Below are 16,119 nucleotides of genomic sequence, written 5' to 3' on the forward strand. Positions count from 1 at the left end.
CCGACTCGTGATCAAGCACGGCCTGGCCTACGGCCTGCTCTCCACCCGGCGGCGCAAGAAGTCGCTGCTGCTGCCGATCGTCACCACCGCCACCGGCGCCTTCCTGCTCGTGATGGTGCTCGGCACGGCGTCGGGCATCAGCGACCAGGCGGCCGGCCTGGGCCACCCCGACGAGCTGCGCCGCGCCGTCGTCCTCATCGCCGTCACCGTGCTGGTGGTCGGCGTGGTCGAGGTCGCGGTGGCCACCACCCGCACGGTCGCCAACCGCACCCGCGAGCTGGGGGTGCTGGGCGCGACCGGGGTGCGCCGGCCTCCGGTCATCGCCGCGCTGCTGGTCGAGCCGTTGGTCGCCGCGGTCGTCGGCGCCCTGGCCGGCTCCGCGCTGGCGGTCGTGGCGGCCCTGGTCATGGGCGGCACCGGGATGGCCGGGTCGGGCTTCTCCGCCGGCGGGACGGCGCTCGGCGCCGGGATCGCCGTCGTCGTCAGCGCGGTCGCCGCCGTCGCCACCAGCTTCGTGCCCACCTGGCGGGCCGCCTCCCGTCCGCCGATCCGTTCCCTCACCGCAGGAGCCTGACGATGACCCTCACCGAGGAACCCACGAAGACCGCCGTCGTGCAGGTGACCGGCGCGTGGAAGCTGCACAAGCTCGGCGACGAGGTGGTCAGGGCCCTCGTCGAGGCCGACCTGACCGTGATGCCGGGCGAGTTCGTCTGCCTCATGGGCCCGTCGGGCAGCGGGAAGTCGACGCTGCTCAACATGATCGGCGGGCTGGACCGGCCCACCAAGGGCTCCGTCGTTCTCAACGGCCAGGACACCGCCGCCCTCACCGAGAGCCAGTTCGCCGCGCTGCGCCACGACACGATCGGCTACATCTTCCAGAGCTACAACCTGATCCCGTTCCTGTCGGCGGTCGAGAACGTCGAGCTCCCGCTGATGTTCGAGCCCTACGACCGGGCGGCGCTGCGCACGCGCGCGGTCGAGCTGCTCGAGCTGGTCGGGCTCGGCCACCGGATCGACCACGTCCCGCCGAAGATGTCCGGCGGCGAGCAGCAGCGCACCGCGATCGCCCGCTCGCTCATCGGCAACCCGGCGCTGATCCTCGCCGACGAGCCCACCGCCAACCTCGACCACCGCACCGGCGCCACCGTCGTCCGCCTGCTGCGGGACCTCTGCACCGACCTCGGCGTCACCGTCGTCGCGAGCACGCACGACCCGACGGTCGCCGAGGAGGCCAGCCGCGTCGTCCGCATGCAGGACGGCGCGATCCAGCCCGCCTGAGGCCCCTTCCGACAGGAGACACGACCATGGCCATCGACGCCGCACCGCCGGAGCCACCCACCGCCGGGCGCGACACGCTCATGACCACCGAGCTCGTGCCCGAGCAGGTGCTGCCCAAGGTGCTCGGCACCTTCGGCCTCACCGCCACCTACGTCTTCATCATCTGCTGGATCACCGGCTCGTCGGTCATGGCGACCGGCGGGTGGACGGCGATCCCGATGTGGGTCCTCGGCATCGTGCTGTTCCTCGTCCCGGCCGGCATGGCCGTCGCCGAGCTGGGCAACCTGTGGCCCGGCCAGGGCGGGGTCTACATCTGGGCCTACCGCACGATGAACGAACCGCTGGCCTTCTTCGGCGGCTTCCTGTCGTGGGTGCCGGTCATCCTCAACGGCGCGGCCTCGCCGGCGATCGTGCTGCAGCTGCTGCTGCTCGCCTTCCACGCCGAGATCGGGCTGACGCTGTCGATCATCCTGCAGCTGGTGATCCTCTGGGTCGTCGTCGGCCTGGCGCTGGCCAAGCTCGCCGCCAACCAGAAGATCATGAACATCACGTTCGTCGTCTACGGCGTGCTGACGGCGGTGATCTTCGTCGTCGGCGTCACCTACGCGGTGAGCAACGGCGGTCCGGCCACCGAGTTCGTCGCCCGCGACGCGCTGGTACCGAACTTCGCCGTCGGGGGGTTCCTCTTCGGCACCGTGCTGCTCTACCTGGTCGGCGTCGAGACGCCGTTCAACATGGGCGCGGAGTTCCTGTCGGTGAAGCGCAGCGCGACCCGCATGATCGCGTGGGGCTCGGCGGCGCTGATCCTCATCTACCTGCTCACCACGCTCGGCACGATGATGGCGCTGCCCACCGAGGAGATCGACCCGGTGACCGGCGTGATCGGCATGCTGGCGCAGAGCGGGTGGGACGGCCTCATGGAGGTCGCCGCGATCGTCCTGGCGCTGATCGTGTTCGTCGCGCTGGTGACCTACCAGGTGGCCTACTCGCGGCTGATCTTCGTCTCCGGCCTGGAGCGCCACCTGCCGCGGATCTTCACCCACCTCAACCCGCGCACCCGCAACCCGGTGACCGCCGTCCTGGTCCAGGGCGCGATCTCCTCGACGATCATGGTCGCGCTGTTCAGCCAGTCCTCGATGGCCAACGTGACCGTGTACCTGACCGGCGCGCTGAGCGTGATCTGGCTGGTGTCCGGATTCTTCTTCTTCCTCCCGCTGGTGATCGCGCGGAAGAAGTACGCCGACCGGTACGCCACCGAGGACTTCTGGCGGATCCCCGGCGGCATGCCCGTCGTCTGGCTCGTGGCGGTGGTCGGCTCCCTGTCCACGGCGGCCGGCGTCTACTACTCGTTCGCCACCCCGTGGATCGACGTCCCCGCCGGCACCTGGATGACCTGGCTCGGCTCGATCACCGTCGGGTTCCTCGTCGTCGCCCTCCTCGTCTACGTCTTCGGACGGCGCTCGGCGCAGAAGCTCTCCGCCCCCGACGCGCTGGCCCACCTCGCGGTGCTGGAGAAGCCGAAGTCCGAGACCCCCGAGACCGTCTGACCCGGTGCCTTGTCGCGATCAAGCAAACGTGCTTGATCGCGACAGAGCACCGAACCCCTTCAAGGAACAGGAGAGCTCCACCTCATGGCAGTCGACACCGCCCTCGCCGACCTCAGCGGCGCGCCGTCCGCCGCGGCGCACCCGCTCGACCCGCTGACCGGCGCGGAGATCGAGCGCGCCGCCGCCGTCGTGCAGGGCAGCGACCACACCAGCGACACCCTGCGGTTCGTGATGATCTCGCTGGCCGAGCCGCCCAAGCCCGCGTCGCTGGTATTCGACGAGGCCCCGCCGCGCAAGGCCTTCGTCGTCGCCTACGACAACGCGCAGAAGATGATCTTCGAGGGCGTCGTCGACCTCGACCTCGGCCTCGTCGAGTCGTGGACCCCGATCCCCGGCCGCTTCCCCTCCTACCTCGCCGAGCACATGGACGGCGTGGAGAAGGTCGTCCGCGAGGACCCGGGCTGGCAGGAGGCGATGCGCAAGCGCGGCGTCACCGACTTCGACCTGGCGATGGTCGACCCGTGGCCGGCCGGCTACTACGGCGCCCAGGACCACTACGACAACTCGCCGCTGATCTGCCGGCCGCTGACGTTCATGCGCTCGGCGCCGGGCGAGCACGGCTACGCCCGGCCGGTCGAGGGCCTGATCGTGCACTTCGACCTCGACGCCATGGAGGTCGTCGAGATCGAGGACCACGGCGTCGTCCCGCTGCCGCCCACCGCCGGCAACTACACCGAGCGCTTCATGTTCGATCCGGACAACCGCCCGGCGTTCACGCAGTTCCGCGAGGACCTCAAGCCGATCGAGATCACGCAGCCCGAGGGGCCGAGCTTCGCCGTCGACGGCTGGAACGTGACCTGGCAGAAGTGGTCCCTGCGGGTCGGGTTCAACCCGCGCGAGGGCCTGGTTCTGCACCAGCTCACCTACACCGACCGGGGCGAGATCCGGCCGGTCATGTACCGGGCGGCGCTGTCGGAGATGGTCGTGCCCTACGGCGACACCTCGCCGACGCACTGGAACAAGAACGTGTTCGACATGGGCGAGGTCGGGATGGGCCTGATGGCCAACCCGCTCACCCTCGGCTGCGACTGCCTCGGGGAGATCCACTACTTCGACGGCGTCGTCAACGACTCGCTCGGCAACGCGGTGACCATCCCGAACGCCGTGTGCATGCACGAGGAGGACTACGGCATCGCCTGGAAGCACACCGACTTCCGCACCGGCGAGGTCGAGGTCCGCCGCTCGCGCCGGCTGGTGATCAGCTTCATCGCCACCGTCGGCAACTACGAGTACGGCTTCTTCTGGTACCTCTACACCGACGGCAACATCGAGCACGAGATCAAGCTGACCGGCGTGCTCACCACCGGCGCGATCGCGGTCGGCGAGAAGCCGCGCTGGGGCAACCTGGTGGCGCCGGGCATCTACGGCCCGCACCACCAGCACTTCTTCAGCGTCCGCATGGACATGACCGTCGACGGGCCGGACAACTCGGTCTACGAGGTCGACTCGATCCCCGAGCCGGACCCGGCGCTCAACCCGCACAGGAACGCCTGGATCACCCGCGACACCCTCGTCTCCTCCGAGGCCGAGGGCGCCCGGGACTGGAACCACCGGACGGCCCGCTACTGGAAGGTCGTCAACCCGAACAAGGTCAACGAGCTGGGCAGTCCGGTGGGCTACAAGCTCATGCCCAAGGACGTCGTCCCGACGATGGTCCAGGAAGGCAGCTACATCTACGACCGGGCCCGGTTCGTGCAGCACGACCTGTGGGTCACGAGGTACGACCCGCGGGAGCTCTACGCGGCCGGCGACTACCCGTACCAGTCGCCGGACGTCCAGGGTCTGCCGGTCTACCAGTCCGACGACGCGCCGCTGGAGAACACCGACGTCGTGCTCTGGTACACCGTCGGCGCGCACCACGTCGTGCGGCCGGAGGACTGGCCGGTCATGCCGTGCGCGTACGTCGGGTTCATGCTCAAGCCGGTCGGGTTCTTCGACGGCAACCCGGCGCTGGACCTGCCGCCGAGCATGTCCTGCGCGCACTGCGGGCACGGCGCCTGCACCTGCGGCCACTCGGCGACCGACCGCGGGCTGCCGATGGCGGAGCACGAGGGGCACGCCCACTGAGACGGCGCGAGCACCGGCCGTCGTCCCCGGTCGGGGACGGCGGCCGGCGGGCGGAGGGCGGCCCACGCACCGAGGACGGCGACGAGCGAGCCGGCCGCCAGCAGCGCGACGGCGTTGCCGAGCCGCGGCGCCGGCCCGGTCAGCAGGAACCCGGCCAGCCCGCTTCCGCCCCCGCCGGCCGCGACGGCGAGGGCGCCCAGCACGCGTCTCACCTGAGCGCGTCCAGCGCCGCGCCGAGGGCGTTGGCGGCCTCGTAGCCGGCCGACTGCTCGTCGACGGCCCGCGGGCGGGCCGCCGACCGCGGCGAGCCCAGGTGCACCAGCAGCGCGCCGAGGACGCCGAACAGCACGCCGGCGCCGACGAGGGCGAACCCCAGCGCCGGCGTCGTCTCCAGGAACACGGCCCCGCCCACGACGGCGAGCGCGCACACCACCAGCGACGACGCGCCGAGCAGCATCTTCACGATCGTTCTCCTCCCGATCCGGTCGCCGACGAGGGTCCGGTTCGGCGCTTGGCGCCCGCTTGGGCCCGGCTACCCTCCGAGAGGAGTGGCCCGCCTCCCCGCGGGCCGCGCCGGGGGGTGGTGGCCGTGGACGTCGACGTGCTCGACCTGCCGAGCGCCGGCCCCGAGCCGATCCCCGTCGACACCGCCCTGGCCGCGGTGCTCGGCTACGCCCGCGGACGGCGGCCGCTGCGCTTCCGGTCGCCGTCGCACCCCGAGGGCCGCTGGGTGCAGGTGCCGGCCTTCGGCTGGTCGCGGTTCGACGGCCAGCCGCCCCCGGCCGACGTCCCCGGCGACTTCGACGTCCTGGTCGCCGAGGGCCTGCACGGCCGGCTGGACCGGGCGTCGTGGACGGCGGCGCGGGCGTCGCTGCACGAGGCGTGGCCGCTGTTCCGCGCCGTCGCGGCCCGCGCCGGCGGGCGCGCGTTCTGGGAGCTGCCGGCCGACGAGTTCTCGGTGCTCGAGGAGCCGGGCACGGTGGGCGCCCTGCTCCGGGAGGTCCGCGGCCTGCCGCAGGACTCCGTCGTCCTCGCCGCCCTGCACCACCGCGCGCCGTCGCTGGTGCCGCACCTCAACCCGACCACGCACCGCCAGCTGGGGCCGCACCTGCGGGAGAGCGACAGCGGCGTCGAGGCGGTCGTGCACCGGGAGCTGCGCGGCTCGGCCGACGCGTTCGCCGCCCTCGAGGACGCCGCCGCCCGGCTGCTCGGCGCACCCATGACGCGGCTGCGCATCCACGACGTCCTGGTGTGGCTGGCCGGCAGCCTGCGGCTGACCCACGCAGTAGTGCTGGGGCAGGCGACCGCCGAGTGGGCGCGCCAGCCGGTCGCGGTCACCTGAACGCGTCGAAGAAGCTCGACCAGCCCGCCCAGTCGGTGCGCCCGCGGCCCCTCGGCGCCGCCGCCGGGTCGACCTCCACGTTCCGGGTCAGCGACCAGGACAGCACCATGACCCCGCCGGTGACGGCGACGACCCCGCCCACGATCAGCCCGGTCAGCAGCCCGGCGTCCAGCCGGTCGAGCAGGAACAGCGGAACGACGACGGCGGCGATGCCGGCCAGGAGCAGCAGCACGCCGGTGGCGGTCAGCTTCGACACGGCGCGTCAGCCCTCGTACGGCTGGTAGCCGCTGCGCCGGGCACGCAGGCCGGAGACCACGATCGCCACGCCGACCAGGTCGACGACGACGCCCGCGACGATCAGCCACAGGCCGCCGCCGTCGCCGGTGAGCATCAGGACGCCGACCACCACGGCGGCCAGCCCCAGCGTGCTGATCAGCATCCCGAGCGCGAGGTTCTTCGGCACGGGCGCACCCTGGCACACCGCGAGGCCGCGCCGGAAGCCGCGCACACTGGTGGCGTGACCGCTCGGGGCGTCGTCCGCCTGCTGAACACCTCCGGCGGGCGCGCGCTGTGCCTGGCCGGGGTGGTCGACGCCGACGCCGTCGACTCGTTCTGGCACCGCTACGGCCGCGAGCCCGCGCGGGTCGACTGCATCGACGCCGGCTCCGTCGTCGTCCTGTCGACGCCGGGCGCCGAGCTGCTCGCCGACCACCTGTGGGCGGCCGAGCGGGCGGGGCGGGAGGTGGCGGTGCGCCGCTCCCCCGCCGTCGCGCACGTCCTGTAGGCGGCCCTCCGCCGCGATCATGAAGTTCGGGAAGCGACACGCGGCGCCGAGCCGGTGTGTCGCTTCCCGAACTTCATGATCGCGGCGGCAAGGGGGGACATCGCTACTTGAAGAAGTCCCAGAAGCTGCCCGACGTGTCCCAGGGGCGCCCGCCGCCGCCCTGCGGCTCCGGGATGGCGTGCCGGACCAGGAACAGGCCGGCCACGAACGGCAGGATGCCGACGCCGAAGCCGATGCCGCCCAGCAGCGCCCGTTCGGGATCGACGATCGCCAGCACCATGCCGCCGATCGACACCGCCAGCCCGACCACGATCCACACGACGCCCCACACCGTCCGTGCCCGCATGCCTCTCCTCCCTCGCGGCGGAGGACTGTCGCACACCGCGCGGCCGATCGGGCGGATCCGAGACGCGGTCAGCCCGGCAGGCGCACCAGCCCCGCGGCGACCGCGAACGCGGCCGCCCCGGCGCGGTTGCCGGCGCCGATCTTGGGCAGCAGGTGCTCGACGTGGGTGGCCACCGTCCGCTCGGTGATGCGCAGCGTCCGCGCGATGATCCGGTTGGTCGCCCCGGTGGCCAGCTCGACGAGCACCTCGAGCTCGCGCAGCGAGAGGTCCGCGGGGCTGGCGGCGGCGCGGTGCTCCACCAGCACCCAGGGCCCGGCCGGCCGCGCCTCGACGGCGAGCAGCTCGCTGCCGCGCAGCACGAGCAGGTGCCGGCCCAGCCGCGACGGCCAGCGCGCCCGGTCCAGCAGGCCGGCCAGCGGCGCCCCGGGCGCCACCAGCTCCGGCCGCGCGTCCGGGGTGAGCGCCACCGTCCGGCCGTCGGCCGGGGACCAGGCGACCACCCCGGCGCCGGCCGGCGCGGGCGGCACCGCGAGCCCGCCGAGGGGGTCGACCAGGTCGGCGAGGTCGGGGCCGAGCAGCCGCAGCCAGGCCACGGCCTCGTCGTCCACGCCGTCGGCGGTGGTGGACGACGACGTGCTGACGTGCACCGCCCCGACGTACCGGCCGGACGGCGACAGGCAGAAGCTGACGCCGTCGGTGTAGGCCAGCGGCCGGATGACCTGGTCGAACATCGGGCCGGTGCGCCGGTCGGGCGCGATGTCGCGGACCCGCAGCGGACGGCCGGACCGCCGGACGACGGCGAACAGCGGGTCCTCGTGGAAGGAGTTCTCCAGCGCCGCCACCGCGGCGGCGCCGTAGCCGGAGCTGGCCAGCACCTCGTGCCGGCCGCGCAGCGGGTCCCAGCGGGTGACGGCGGCGGCGCACCCGGCCAGCGACTCCAGGGCGGTCAGCACGGTGCGGGCGCGCACCGGGTCGGACGGCGCCTCCCCGGACGCCACCGCCTCGGCGGCCTCGCGGACCCCGAGCGCGGCGCCCAGCCGGCCGCCGGTCGTCCCGGAGCCCATGGGGCAGGGTGGCACGCGGCACAGCACACCGGCCAGCCCCGGCGCACTCGGTAGTTCTGCCGATGCCCGGGCGCAGCCGCCCCGAGCACCATCCCGCCATGGACGCAGCGGAGTACGCGGAGCAGGACGCCACCGGGCTGGCCGAGCTGATCGCCGCCGGCAAGGTCAGCGAGCAGGAGGTGGCCGCCGTCGCGCGCGAGGCGGTCACCGCGGTCAACGGGAGGCTCAACGCCCTGGTGGGCGAGGTGTTCGACGCCCCGTTGGCGCACGACCCGGCCGGACCGTTCGGCGGGGTGCCGTTCGCGATCAAGGACCTCGTGCTGCACGCCGAGGGCGTGCCCCAGCGGGCGGGCACCCGGATGCTCGGCCCGGGCGTCCCGTATCCGTACGACACCGCGCTGATGCGCCGCTTCCGCGAGGCCGGGCTCGCCGCGATCGGCGTGACGGCCACCCCCGAGTTCGGCTTCAACGCCTCCACCGAGTCGGTCGCCAACGGCCCGACCCGCAACCCGTGGGACCCCGACCGCTCCCCCGGCGGGTCCAGCGGCGGGTCGGCCGCCCTGGTCGCGGCCCGGGCGCTGCCGGTGGCGCACGCCAACGACGGCGGCGGGTCGATCCGCATCCCGGCCGCCGCCTGCGGGCTGGTCGGCCTCAAGCCCTCCCGCGGCCGGGTGTCGGTCGCGCCCGACTACTCCGACCCGCTGCTCGGGCTCGGCATCGAGTTCGCCGTGACCCGCACGGTGCGCGACGCCGCCGGCCTGCTCGACGCCGTCCACGGGTCGGAGCCCGGCGACCGGTACCTGCTGCCCGCGCCGGCGACGACCTTCGCCGCGGCGGCCCGACCGCCGGCCGGCCGGCTGCGCGTCGCCGTCTCGACCACCGCGCCCAACGGCGCGCCGGTGGACCCCTCCTGCGTCGCGGCGGTGCAGGCCGCGGCGGCGGCGCTGGCCGAGGCCGGGCACACCGTCGAGGAGGCCGCACCGGAGTACGACGTCGCCGCGTTCGACGACGCCAACCTCAAGGCGTGGACCAGCTTCCTCGCCGACGGCGCCTACGGTGCGGCCGCCGTCCTGGGCGTGGAGCTGTCGACCGCGCTGCTCGAGCACACGACGCTGGCCTGCGCCGAGTACGGGGCCGGCCTCACCGCGCTGGACCTCTACGGCGTCGACCGGACCTTCAACGCGGTCACCCGCGCCGTCGGGCAGTTCTTCACCGGGTTCGACGTCCTGCTCACCCCGACGACGGCTGCGCCGAACACGGAGATCGGCCACCTGCACGCCGACAACCCCTCGCTCGACGCCCGCGGCTGGTACGACCGGATCTTCGCGTTCGCGCCGTTCACCGCCCTGGCCAACGTCACCGGCGTGCCGGCGATCAGCGTGCCGGGGACGCCGTCGCCCGAGGGCTGGCCGGTCGGCGTCCAGGTGGTCGGCCCGTACGCGGGCGAGGAGCGGCTGCTGTCGGTCGCGGCGCTGCTGGAGCAGGCGCTGCCGTGGGCCGACCGCCGACCCGCCGTCGCCGTGGGGTGACCGGCCCGCCTTCCTGGGGGAAGGTGTCGGCATGACGTCTGCGCTCCGCTCGTCCCCGTCGGTGGAGGAGGCGATCGCGCGGGCTCACGGGATCGCCGACCTCGGCGCGTTCCTGCACATCGCCGAGCGCGCCGAGGGCGGTGCCGGCCCGCTGGCCGGCGTCCCGCTCGCGGTCAAGGACAACCTCGACACCGTCGACTTCCCCACCTCCGGCGGCACCCCGGCGCTGGCGGGCTCCCGGCCCGGGCGCGACCACCTGGCGGTCGAGCGGCTGCGCGCGGCCGGGGCGGCGGTGATCGGCAAGACGAACCTGCACGAGCTGGCGCTGGGGATCACCAGCAACAACGCGGCGTTCGGGCCGGTGCGCAACCCGCACGACCGCGACCGCTCCGCCGGCGGCTCGTCGGGCGGCTCGGCGGTCGCGGTGGCCACCGGCGTCGTCCCGATCGCGCTCGGCACCGACACCGGCGGCTCGATGCGGGTGCCGGCGGCGCACTGCGGCGTGATCGGGTGGCGGCCGACGGTCGGCCGCTGGGGCACCGACCGCTGCGTGCCGATCTCGCGCACCCGCGACACCGCCGGGGTCTTCGCGACCACGGTCGCCGACGTCGCGCTGGTCGACTCCCTGGTCAGCGGCGACCCGGTGGCCGAGCCCGGCCGCCCGCCGCGGCTCGGCGTCCCGCGCCGCGGCTACTTCGACGGCCTGCACCCCGAGGTGGCCGCCACCGCCGCGCGGGCGCTGGACCGGCTGGCCGACGCCGGCGCGCAGCTGGTCGAGGTCGACGTCGCCGACGCGCACGACCTCGACGCCGAGTGCGGCTTCCCCATCGTGTTCTTCGAGATCGCCGAGGACCTGCCCGCCTACCTGGCCACCCTGCCCGGGCCCGAGCGGGAGCTGACGTTCGCCGACGTGCTGGCGCAGGTGGCCTCCCCCGACGTCCGCGGCGCGATGGAGCTCGCGGCGGGCGGGTCGATGACGCGCGAGGTGTACCTGGAGGCGCTGTCGACGCGGCAGCGGCTGCGCGACGCCTACCGCACCGCGCTGCGGCCCGCGGACGGCGAGCCGCTCGACGCCCTGGTCTACCCGACGGTGCCGCTGCCCCCACCACCGCTCGGCGACGACGACACGACCGAGCTCAACGGAGAGCAGGTGCCGGTCTTCCTCACCACGATCCGCAACACCGGGCCCGGCTCGACCGCGGGCATGCCGGCGATCTCGCTGCCGGCCGGCGCCACCGCCACGGGCCTACCGATCGGCATCTCGCTGGAGGCCCTCCCCCGCGACGACTGCGCGCTGCTCGCCGTGGCCGCGCAGGTCGAGGGTGCGCTGCGGGGATAGCCGGCTCACCCCAGCAGCGAGGTCGGCGCTGTCGCACCGCTCGGTGCCCGGAGGCCTGCGAGATCGCCGATGTCGCCGGACCTGCGTCCCGGGGGCGACCCGTTCCGCGCTGGGTCGTCATCGGGGGCTTCTGCACGCTCTCGTCATGAGTCATCGTGAGCACATGAGCGACAGCGCCACCGTCGAGGAGTCGGCGACCGACCTCGGCGGCATCGGGGGTGACCACCGCCGCCGGGTGCGTCGGGACGGCGCCCGCCGACGTCATGCAGGTGCTGTTCGTGACCAGCACGACGCCCCGCAGATCTGAGGAGGACCCGTGACCCTGACCGCTCCGCAGTCCACCGCCACCCACCCGCTGTCCCGGATGACCGCCGAGGAGATCACCGCCGCGCGCGGCATCGTCGAGGCCGCCGGGCTGCTGCAGGAGAGCAGCAAGTTCGTCTACGTCGGCCTCGAGGAGCCGCACAAGCGCGACGTCCTCGCCTGGTCCCCGGGCGACCCCGTCGAGCGGCGGCTCCGCGTGCTCCTGCTCGACCGCGCCACCGGCGCCGGCCGCGACCTCACCGTCTCGGTCACCCAGCGCAGCGTCGTCCGCGACGAGGAGATCGACGCCGTCGCCGACGGGCAGGTGCCGATCCTCGACGCCGAGTTCGAGGCGATCGAGCCGATCCTCGCCGAGGACGAGCGCTGGGTCGGCGCCATGGCCAAGCGCGGGCTGGACATCGGACAGGTGCGCGCGGTGCCGCTCTCGGCCGGGTCGTACTTCCCCGAGGAGTTCGGCCACCGGATCATCCGCGTGCTCGGCTTCCACCAGGCCGACGAGGCCGACCTGCCGTGGGCGCACCCGGTCGACGGCGTCGTGGCCTACGTCGACGTCACCCGCGGCGTCGTCACGGCCGTGCACGACCACTACGACCTGCCCGTCCCGGCCGAGAGGGCGGACCTGGACCAGGACACCCACCCGCACGCCGTCCGCGACCTCAAGCCCATCGAGATCACCCAGCCCGAGGGCCCGAGCTTCACGGTCGAGGACGACGTCGTGCGGTGGGCCGGGTGGGAGTTCCGCGTGAGCTTCGACGTCCGCGAGGGGCTGGTGCTCCACCAGCTGTCCATCGACGGGCGTTCGGTGCTCTACCGGGCGTCGATCTCGGAGATGGTGGTGCCCTACGCCGACCCGTCGCCGGTGCGGTTCTGGCAGAACTACTTCGACACCGGCGAGTACCTCTTCGCCCGGTACACCAACTCGCTCGAGCTGGGCTGCGACTGCCTCGGCGAGATCCACTACTTCGACGCGCTGCTCGCCGACGAGGACGGCGCCCCGCGCACGATCCCCAACGCCGTCTGCCTGCACGAGGAGGACTACGGCGTCGGCTGGAAGCACACCGACCTGTTCACCCAGATGGCCGAGACCCGCCGCTCGCGACGGCTGGTGATCAGCTTCTTCACGACGATCGGCAACTACGACTACGGCTTCTACTGGTACCTCTACACCGACGGCACGATCCAGCTGGAGTCGAAGGCGACCGGCGTCCTGTTCCCCTCCGCCTTCCGCGGCGACGAGCACCCGTACGCCACCGAGGTCGCGCCGGGCCTGGGCGCGCCGTTCCACCAGCACCTGTTCTCCGCCCGGCTCGACATGGCCGTCGACGGGACCAGCAACACGGTGCACGAGGTGGAGGCAGTGCGGGTGCCGATGGGCGACGGCAACCCGTACGGCAACGCGTTCCGGCGGCGGTCCACCCCGCTGACCCGGGAGTCCGAGGGCGCCCGGCTGACCGATGCGACCGTCGGCCGGACCTGGCACGTGGTCAACCCGGCGAAGACCAACCGGTTCGGCCAGCCGGTCGGGTACGCGCTCCACCCGCAGAACTCCCCGGTGCTGCTCGCCGACGAGGAGTCGTCGATCAGCAAGCGGGCGACGTTCTCGACCAAGAGCCTGTGGGTCACGGCGTACGACCCGACCGAGCGGTATCCGGCCGGTGACTTCGTCAACCAGCACCCCGGTTCCGGAGGCCTGCCGACGTTCGTCGCCGACGACGCGCCGATCGAGGACGCCGACGTCGTGCTGTGGCACACCTTCGGGCTGACCCACTTCCCGCGCCCGGAGGACTGGCCGGTCATGCCGACCGACTACACCGGCTTCACCCTCAAGCCGGTCGGCTTCTTCGATCGCAACCCGGCCCTGGGCGTCCCGCGGTCGACGTCGTCGCACTGCGCGCACGAGGGGTGACCAGCGCCGTCGTCCGCGCCCGGCCGGGGGCGCTCGCCCTCGGCCGGGCGGCGGCCCTGCCGGCCCCGGGCGGGTGCGCCGCCCGGCGCCGATGGCGGCTGCCGGCTCGGCGCCGAGCCGCGGGCGATCGCCGGCAGCGGCGTGCCACGTCCTTGTCGGCCCCCCGGCGGCGGGGCTAGCGTCCGCTCCCTGCAGGTCAGCGGGGACAGTCCGGACATCACTCCTCGAGGAGGGCCCGTGGCCATCCACCCAGCCGAGACCGTCGCCGGGCGCTCCACCGGGCAGGTGGCGGGATGAGCGCGCAGGAGGCGCAGCCGGGCACGGCCCACCACGACCGGGGGCTGGCCCACGGCTCGATGACCCAGCTCGACGTGATGGCCCAGTCCGTGGCCGGCATGGCGCCGAGCGCGGCGATGGCCACCACCCCGGCGCTGATCGCGCTCTTCGCGGGCCGCGGGACGTGGCTGTCGTACCTGCTCGCGATGGTCGTCGTCGTCCTCATCGGCCTGTGCGTCGCGCAGTTCGGCCGTCGGTTCGCCTCCTCCGGCTCGCTCTACAGCTACGTCGCCCACGGCCTCGGCCCGGCCGGGGCGTTCGCCGCCGGATGGGGCCTGGTCATCGGCTACACCTGCATCGCGATCGTCGGGACCGCGGGCACCGCGATCTACTTCGGCAGCTTCCTGGGCAGCCTCGACGTCGACGCCACCTCCACCCTCGTGGTCACCGTCCTGGTGGCGGTCACGGCGGCGGGCGCGGCAGCGATGGCGGTCACCGGCATCCGGATCTCCACCCGCGTGGGGCTGGTGCTCGAGATCATCTCGGTGGCGGCGGTGCTGCTCGTGCTCATCACGGTGCTGGCCCGCAACGGCGGCTTCGCCGACACCTCCCAGTGGCGGCTGGAGGGGAGCACCTTCGACGGGATCACCTTCGGGATCGTGCTGGGCGTGCTCGGCTTCGTCGGGTTCGAGAGCGCGGCGAGCCTGGGCGCGGAGGCCCGCGACCCGCACCGGACCATCCCCCGGGCGGTGATCGGCAGCGCGGTGCTGGTCGGCATCCTCTACGTGCTGGCCGCGTACACCTCGGTGCTCGGTTTCGGCGGTCCAGAGGGGCTCAGCCAGAGCGGGGCGCCGGTCAACGACCTGGCCGAGGGCAACGGGCTGGGCTCGGTCGCCTGGATCGTCGACCTCGGCATCACCGCCTCGTTCATCGCCGTGACCATCGCCTGCATCAACGCCGCCTCCCGGGTGCTGTACACCATGGGAGAGGAGGAGGTGCTGCCCCGGGCGCTGGGCCGGGCGCACCGCACGCACAAGACGCCGCACGTGGCGATCGCCGCCATCGCGCCGATCGTGGCCGTGGTGCCGATCGTCCTGGTGGCCACCGGGACGGCGCCGTTCAACGTGATCGCCTACCTGGGCACCCTGGGCACCTTCGGCTACATGCTGGCCTACCTGCTCATGGCCGCCGCGCTGCCGATCTTCCTGAGCCGCCGCGGGGAGGGCAACCCGCTCTCGGCGGTGCTGGCGGTCGTCGTCGTGGCCGCTCTGGTCTACGTGTTCTACAAGAACGTCGTCCCGGTGCCCGAGCCGCCGCTGAACCTGCTGCCGTGGATCTTCCTGGGACTCCTCGTCCTCGGCCTGGCCTGGTACCTCGCTGTCCGCCGGAGGCGGCCGCAGGTGGTGCAGGAGGTCGGCACCTTCGGGGAGTAGCCGGTCGCCCGCGCCCGGGCGGCGACGCGGGGTGACGACCCGCGCACCTGGGCGCCTCCGACGGCACCCCGCGCGGCGAGATCGACCGGTGGCAGCAGGTCCGCGACTACCGGACGGCGATCACCTGGGCGCAGACGCAGCCGTGGGCCGACCCCGACCGGACCGGCATCTGCGGGTCCAGCTACGGCGGCGCGCACGTGCTCGTCGTCGCCGCGCCGGACAAGCGGGTCAGGGGGGTGGTCTCGCAGGTGCCCCTGGTCAGCGGCCTGGCCAACGCCCGCCGGCTGACCGCGCGGCCCGCTACGCCGGTGCCGCGCCGCAGATGATGCAGGTGGCGTGGGAGAAGGGCCCGGCCGAGCCCGGGCCGGTGCAGGACCGGGCGCCGAACTGGCGCAACGAGGTGACGCTGCGGTCGGTGGAGATGTTCGTGGAGTACGAGCCGGGCGCCTGCATCGCCGACTTCGCGCCCACGCCGCTGCTCATCGTGGTCGCCTGCCAGGACCACCTCACGGTCGCCGACCTGTCGCTGGAGTACTTCGAGCGGGCGCGGCAGCCCAAGGAGCTGGTGGCCCTCAAGTGCGGGCACTTCGAGGCCTACGTGGGCGAGGCGTTCGAGCAGTCGGCGCCGCGCCAGCTCGACTGGTTCCGCACGCACCTGTGAGCGGAGTGGGGGGGGGGGGGGGGGGGGGGGGGGGGGGGGGGGGGGGGGGGGCGGGGGGGGGGGCGGGGGGGGGGGGGGGGGGGGGGGGGGGGGGGGGGGGGGGGGGGGGGGGGGGGGGGGGGGGGGGTGGGGGGGGGGGGGGGGGGGGGGGGGGGGGGGGGGG

At 73.9% G+C, this 16,119-nt stretch carries 18 protein-coding genes; 13 read left to right on the forward strand and 5 right to left on the reverse strand.

From position 1 onward, the window contains the following. Positions 1 to 7 precede the first annotated feature (7 nt). The 4 genes from ACI8AF_RS21885 (at position 8) to ACI8AF_RS21900 (ending at position 4,952) form a co-directional block, all read left to right on the forward strand. On the forward strand, positions 8 to 574 hold the full coding sequence (locus ACI8AF_RS21885) for an FtsX-like permease family protein (RefSeq protein WP_456541870.1): 567 nt from the start codon (positions 8 to 10) through the stop codon (positions 572 to 574). Between the two features lie 2 nt (positions 575 to 576). Continuing rightward, positions 577 to 1,278: an ABC transporter ATP-binding protein gene (locus ACI8AF_RS21890; protein WP_456541871.1), complete on the forward strand. Its 702-nt coding sequence runs from the start codon at positions 577 to 579 to the stop codon at positions 1,276 to 1,278. Between the two features lie 26 nt (positions 1,279 to 1,304). Beyond that, entirely contained in the window at positions 1,305 to 2,825 is a 1,521-nt protein-coding gene (locus tag ACI8AF_RS21895) for an APC family permease (protein ID WP_456541872.1), read from the forward strand. 84 nt (positions 2,826 to 2,909) lie between these two features. Beyond that, a complete protein-coding gene (locus tag ACI8AF_RS21900) occupies positions 2,910 to 4,952 on the forward strand; it encodes a primary-amine oxidase (RefSeq protein ID WP_456541873.1) in 2,043 nt (680 codons plus the stop codon). A 208-nt stretch (positions 4,953 to 5,160) separates the two neighbouring features. Here ACI8AF_RS21900 and ACI8AF_RS21905 read toward each other — a convergent pair whose 3' ends face one another. Beyond that, complete coding sequence (locus tag ACI8AF_RS21905; RefSeq protein ID WP_456541874.1) at positions 5,161 to 5,415, reverse strand: hypothetical protein; 255 nt, start codon at positions 5,413 to 5,415, stop codon at positions 5,161 to 5,163. 126 nt (positions 5,416 to 5,541) lie between these two features. On the opposite strand from ACI8AF_RS21905, the gene ACI8AF_RS21910 reads away from it, so the two are divergent. Next, positions 5,542 to 6,294, forward strand: a complete 753-nt coding sequence (locus ACI8AF_RS21910) for a hypothetical protein (protein ID WP_456541875.1) — start codon at positions 5,542 to 5,544, stop codon at positions 6,292 to 6,294. Here ACI8AF_RS21910 and ACI8AF_RS21915 read toward each other — a convergent pair. Both ACI8AF_RS21915 and ACI8AF_RS21920 read right to left on the reverse strand, forming a co-directional pair. Continuing rightward, complete coding sequence (locus ACI8AF_RS21915) at positions 6,287 to 6,550, reverse strand: hypothetical protein (protein ID WP_456541876.1); 264 nt, start codon at positions 6,548 to 6,550, stop codon at positions 6,287 to 6,289. The two genes, ACI8AF_RS21910 and ACI8AF_RS21915, sit on opposite strands and share 8 nt — an antisense overlap. A 6-nt stretch (positions 6,551 to 6,556) precedes the next feature. After that, a complete protein-coding gene (locus ACI8AF_RS21920) occupies positions 6,557 to 6,757 on the reverse strand; it encodes a hypothetical protein (RefSeq protein ID WP_456541877.1) in 201 nt (66 codons plus the stop codon). Between the two features lie 54 nt (positions 6,758 to 6,811). Here ACI8AF_RS21920 and ACI8AF_RS21925 point away from each other — a divergent pair, with 54 nt between their 5' ends. Further along, positions 6,812 to 7,078 carry a hypothetical protein gene (locus ACI8AF_RS21925; RefSeq protein WP_456541878.1) on the forward strand — a complete coding sequence of 89 codons (267 nt, stop codon included), beginning with the start codon at positions 6,812 to 6,814 and terminating at the stop codon, positions 7,076 to 7,078. Positions 7,079 to 7,181: 103 nt separating this feature from the next. Here the strand turns inward: ACI8AF_RS21925 and ACI8AF_RS21930 are convergent, their stop codons facing one another. Continuing rightward, positions 7,182 to 7,424: a hypothetical protein gene (locus ACI8AF_RS21930; protein ID WP_456541879.1), complete on the reverse strand. Its 243-nt coding sequence runs from the start codon at positions 7,422 to 7,424 to the stop codon at positions 7,182 to 7,184. A gap of 68 nt (positions 7,425 to 7,492) precedes the next feature. Beyond that, the gene (locus ACI8AF_RS21935) at positions 7,493 to 8,488 is read right to left on the reverse strand and encodes a helix-turn-helix transcriptional regulator (protein ID WP_456541880.1); all 996 of its coding nucleotides are present in this window, start codon (positions 8,486 to 8,488) and stop codon (positions 7,493 to 7,495) included. A 98-nt stretch (positions 8,489 to 8,586) separates the two neighbouring features. On the opposite strand from ACI8AF_RS21935, the gene ACI8AF_RS21940 reads away from it, so the two are divergent. The 7 genes from ACI8AF_RS21940 to ACI8AF_RS21970 all read left to right on the forward strand — a co-directional run bounded on the left by ACI8AF_RS21940 (position 8,587) and on the right by ACI8AF_RS21970 (position 15,956). After that, positions 8,587 to 10,017, forward strand: coding sequence for an amidase (locus ACI8AF_RS21940; protein WP_456541881.1), 1,431 nt, complete (start codon positions 8,587 to 8,589; stop codon positions 10,015 to 10,017). Between the two features lie 31 nt (positions 10,018 to 10,048). Then, positions 10,049 to 11,356 carry an amidase family protein gene (locus ACI8AF_RS21945; protein ID WP_456541882.1) on the forward strand — a complete coding sequence of 436 codons (1,308 nt, stop codon included), beginning with the start codon at positions 10,049 to 10,051 and terminating at the stop codon, positions 11,354 to 11,356. A gap of 163 nt (positions 11,357 to 11,519) precedes the next feature. Next, on the forward strand, positions 11,520 to 11,663 hold the full coding sequence (locus tag ACI8AF_RS21950) for a hypothetical protein (RefSeq protein ID WP_456541883.1): 144 nt from the start codon (positions 11,520 to 11,522) through the stop codon (positions 11,661 to 11,663). 9 nt (positions 11,664 to 11,672) lie between these two features. Then, positions 11,673 to 13,586, forward strand: coding sequence for a primary-amine oxidase (locus tag ACI8AF_RS21955; protein WP_456541884.1), 1,914 nt, complete (start codon positions 11,673 to 11,675; stop codon positions 13,584 to 13,586). Positions 13,587 to 13,879: 293 nt separating this feature from the next. Then, on the forward strand, positions 13,880 to 15,295 hold the full coding sequence (locus ACI8AF_RS21960; RefSeq protein ID WP_456541885.1) for an APC family permease: 1,416 nt from the start codon (positions 13,880 to 13,882) through the stop codon (positions 15,293 to 15,295). A gap of 47 nt (positions 15,296 to 15,342) precedes the next feature. Beyond that, on the forward strand, positions 15,343 to 15,621 hold the full coding sequence (locus tag ACI8AF_RS21965; RefSeq protein WP_456541887.1) for an alpha/beta hydrolase: 279 nt from the start codon (positions 15,343 to 15,345) through the stop codon (positions 15,619 to 15,621). 5 nt (positions 15,622 to 15,626) lie between these two features. Then, positions 15,627 to 15,956, forward strand: coding sequence for a hypothetical protein (locus tag ACI8AF_RS21970; protein WP_456541886.1), 330 nt, complete (start codon positions 15,627 to 15,629; stop codon positions 15,954 to 15,956). The last annotated feature ends 163 nt before the right edge of the window (positions 15,957 to 16,119 follow it).

The organism is Blastococcus sp. SYSU D00669 (genome assembly GCF_054050715.1).

Bases quoted from the DNA above. Each gene is read 5' to 3' on its own strand.
- ACI8AF_RS21945 (WP_456541882.1), top strand. From the start codon at position 10,049: ATGACGTCTGCGCTCCGCTCGTCCCCGTCGGTGGAGGAGGCGATCGCG.
- ACI8AF_RS21950 (WP_456541883.1), top strand. From the start codon at position 11,520: ATGAGCGACAGCGCCACCGTCGAGGAGTCGGCGACCGACCTCGGCGGC.
- ACI8AF_RS21935 (WP_456541880.1), bottom strand. From the start codon at position 8,488: ATGGGCTCCGGGACGACCGGCGGCCGGCTGGGCGCCGCGCTCGGGGTC.
- ACI8AF_RS21930 (WP_456541879.1), bottom strand. From the start codon at position 7,424: ATGCGGGCACGGACGGTGTGGGGCGTCGTGTGGATCGTGGTCGGGCTG.
- ACI8AF_RS21940 (WP_456541881.1), top strand. From the start codon at position 8,587: ATGGACGCAGCGGAGTACGCGGAGCAGGACGCCACCGGGCTGGCCGAG.
- ACI8AF_RS21900 (WP_456541873.1), top strand. From the start codon at position 2,910: ATGGCAGTCGACACCGCCCTCGCCGACCTCAGCGGCGCGCCGTCCGCC.
- ACI8AF_RS21960 (WP_456541885.1), top strand. From the start codon at position 13,880: ATGAGCGCGCAGGAGGCGCAGCCGGGCACGGCCCACCACGACCGGGGG.
- ACI8AF_RS21895 (WP_456541872.1), top strand. From the start codon at position 1,305: ATGGCCATCGACGCCGCACCGCCGGAGCCACCCACCGCCGGGCGCGAC.
- ACI8AF_RS21890 (WP_456541871.1), top strand. From the start codon at position 577: ATGACCCTCACCGAGGAACCCACGAAGACCGCCGTCGTGCAGGTGACC.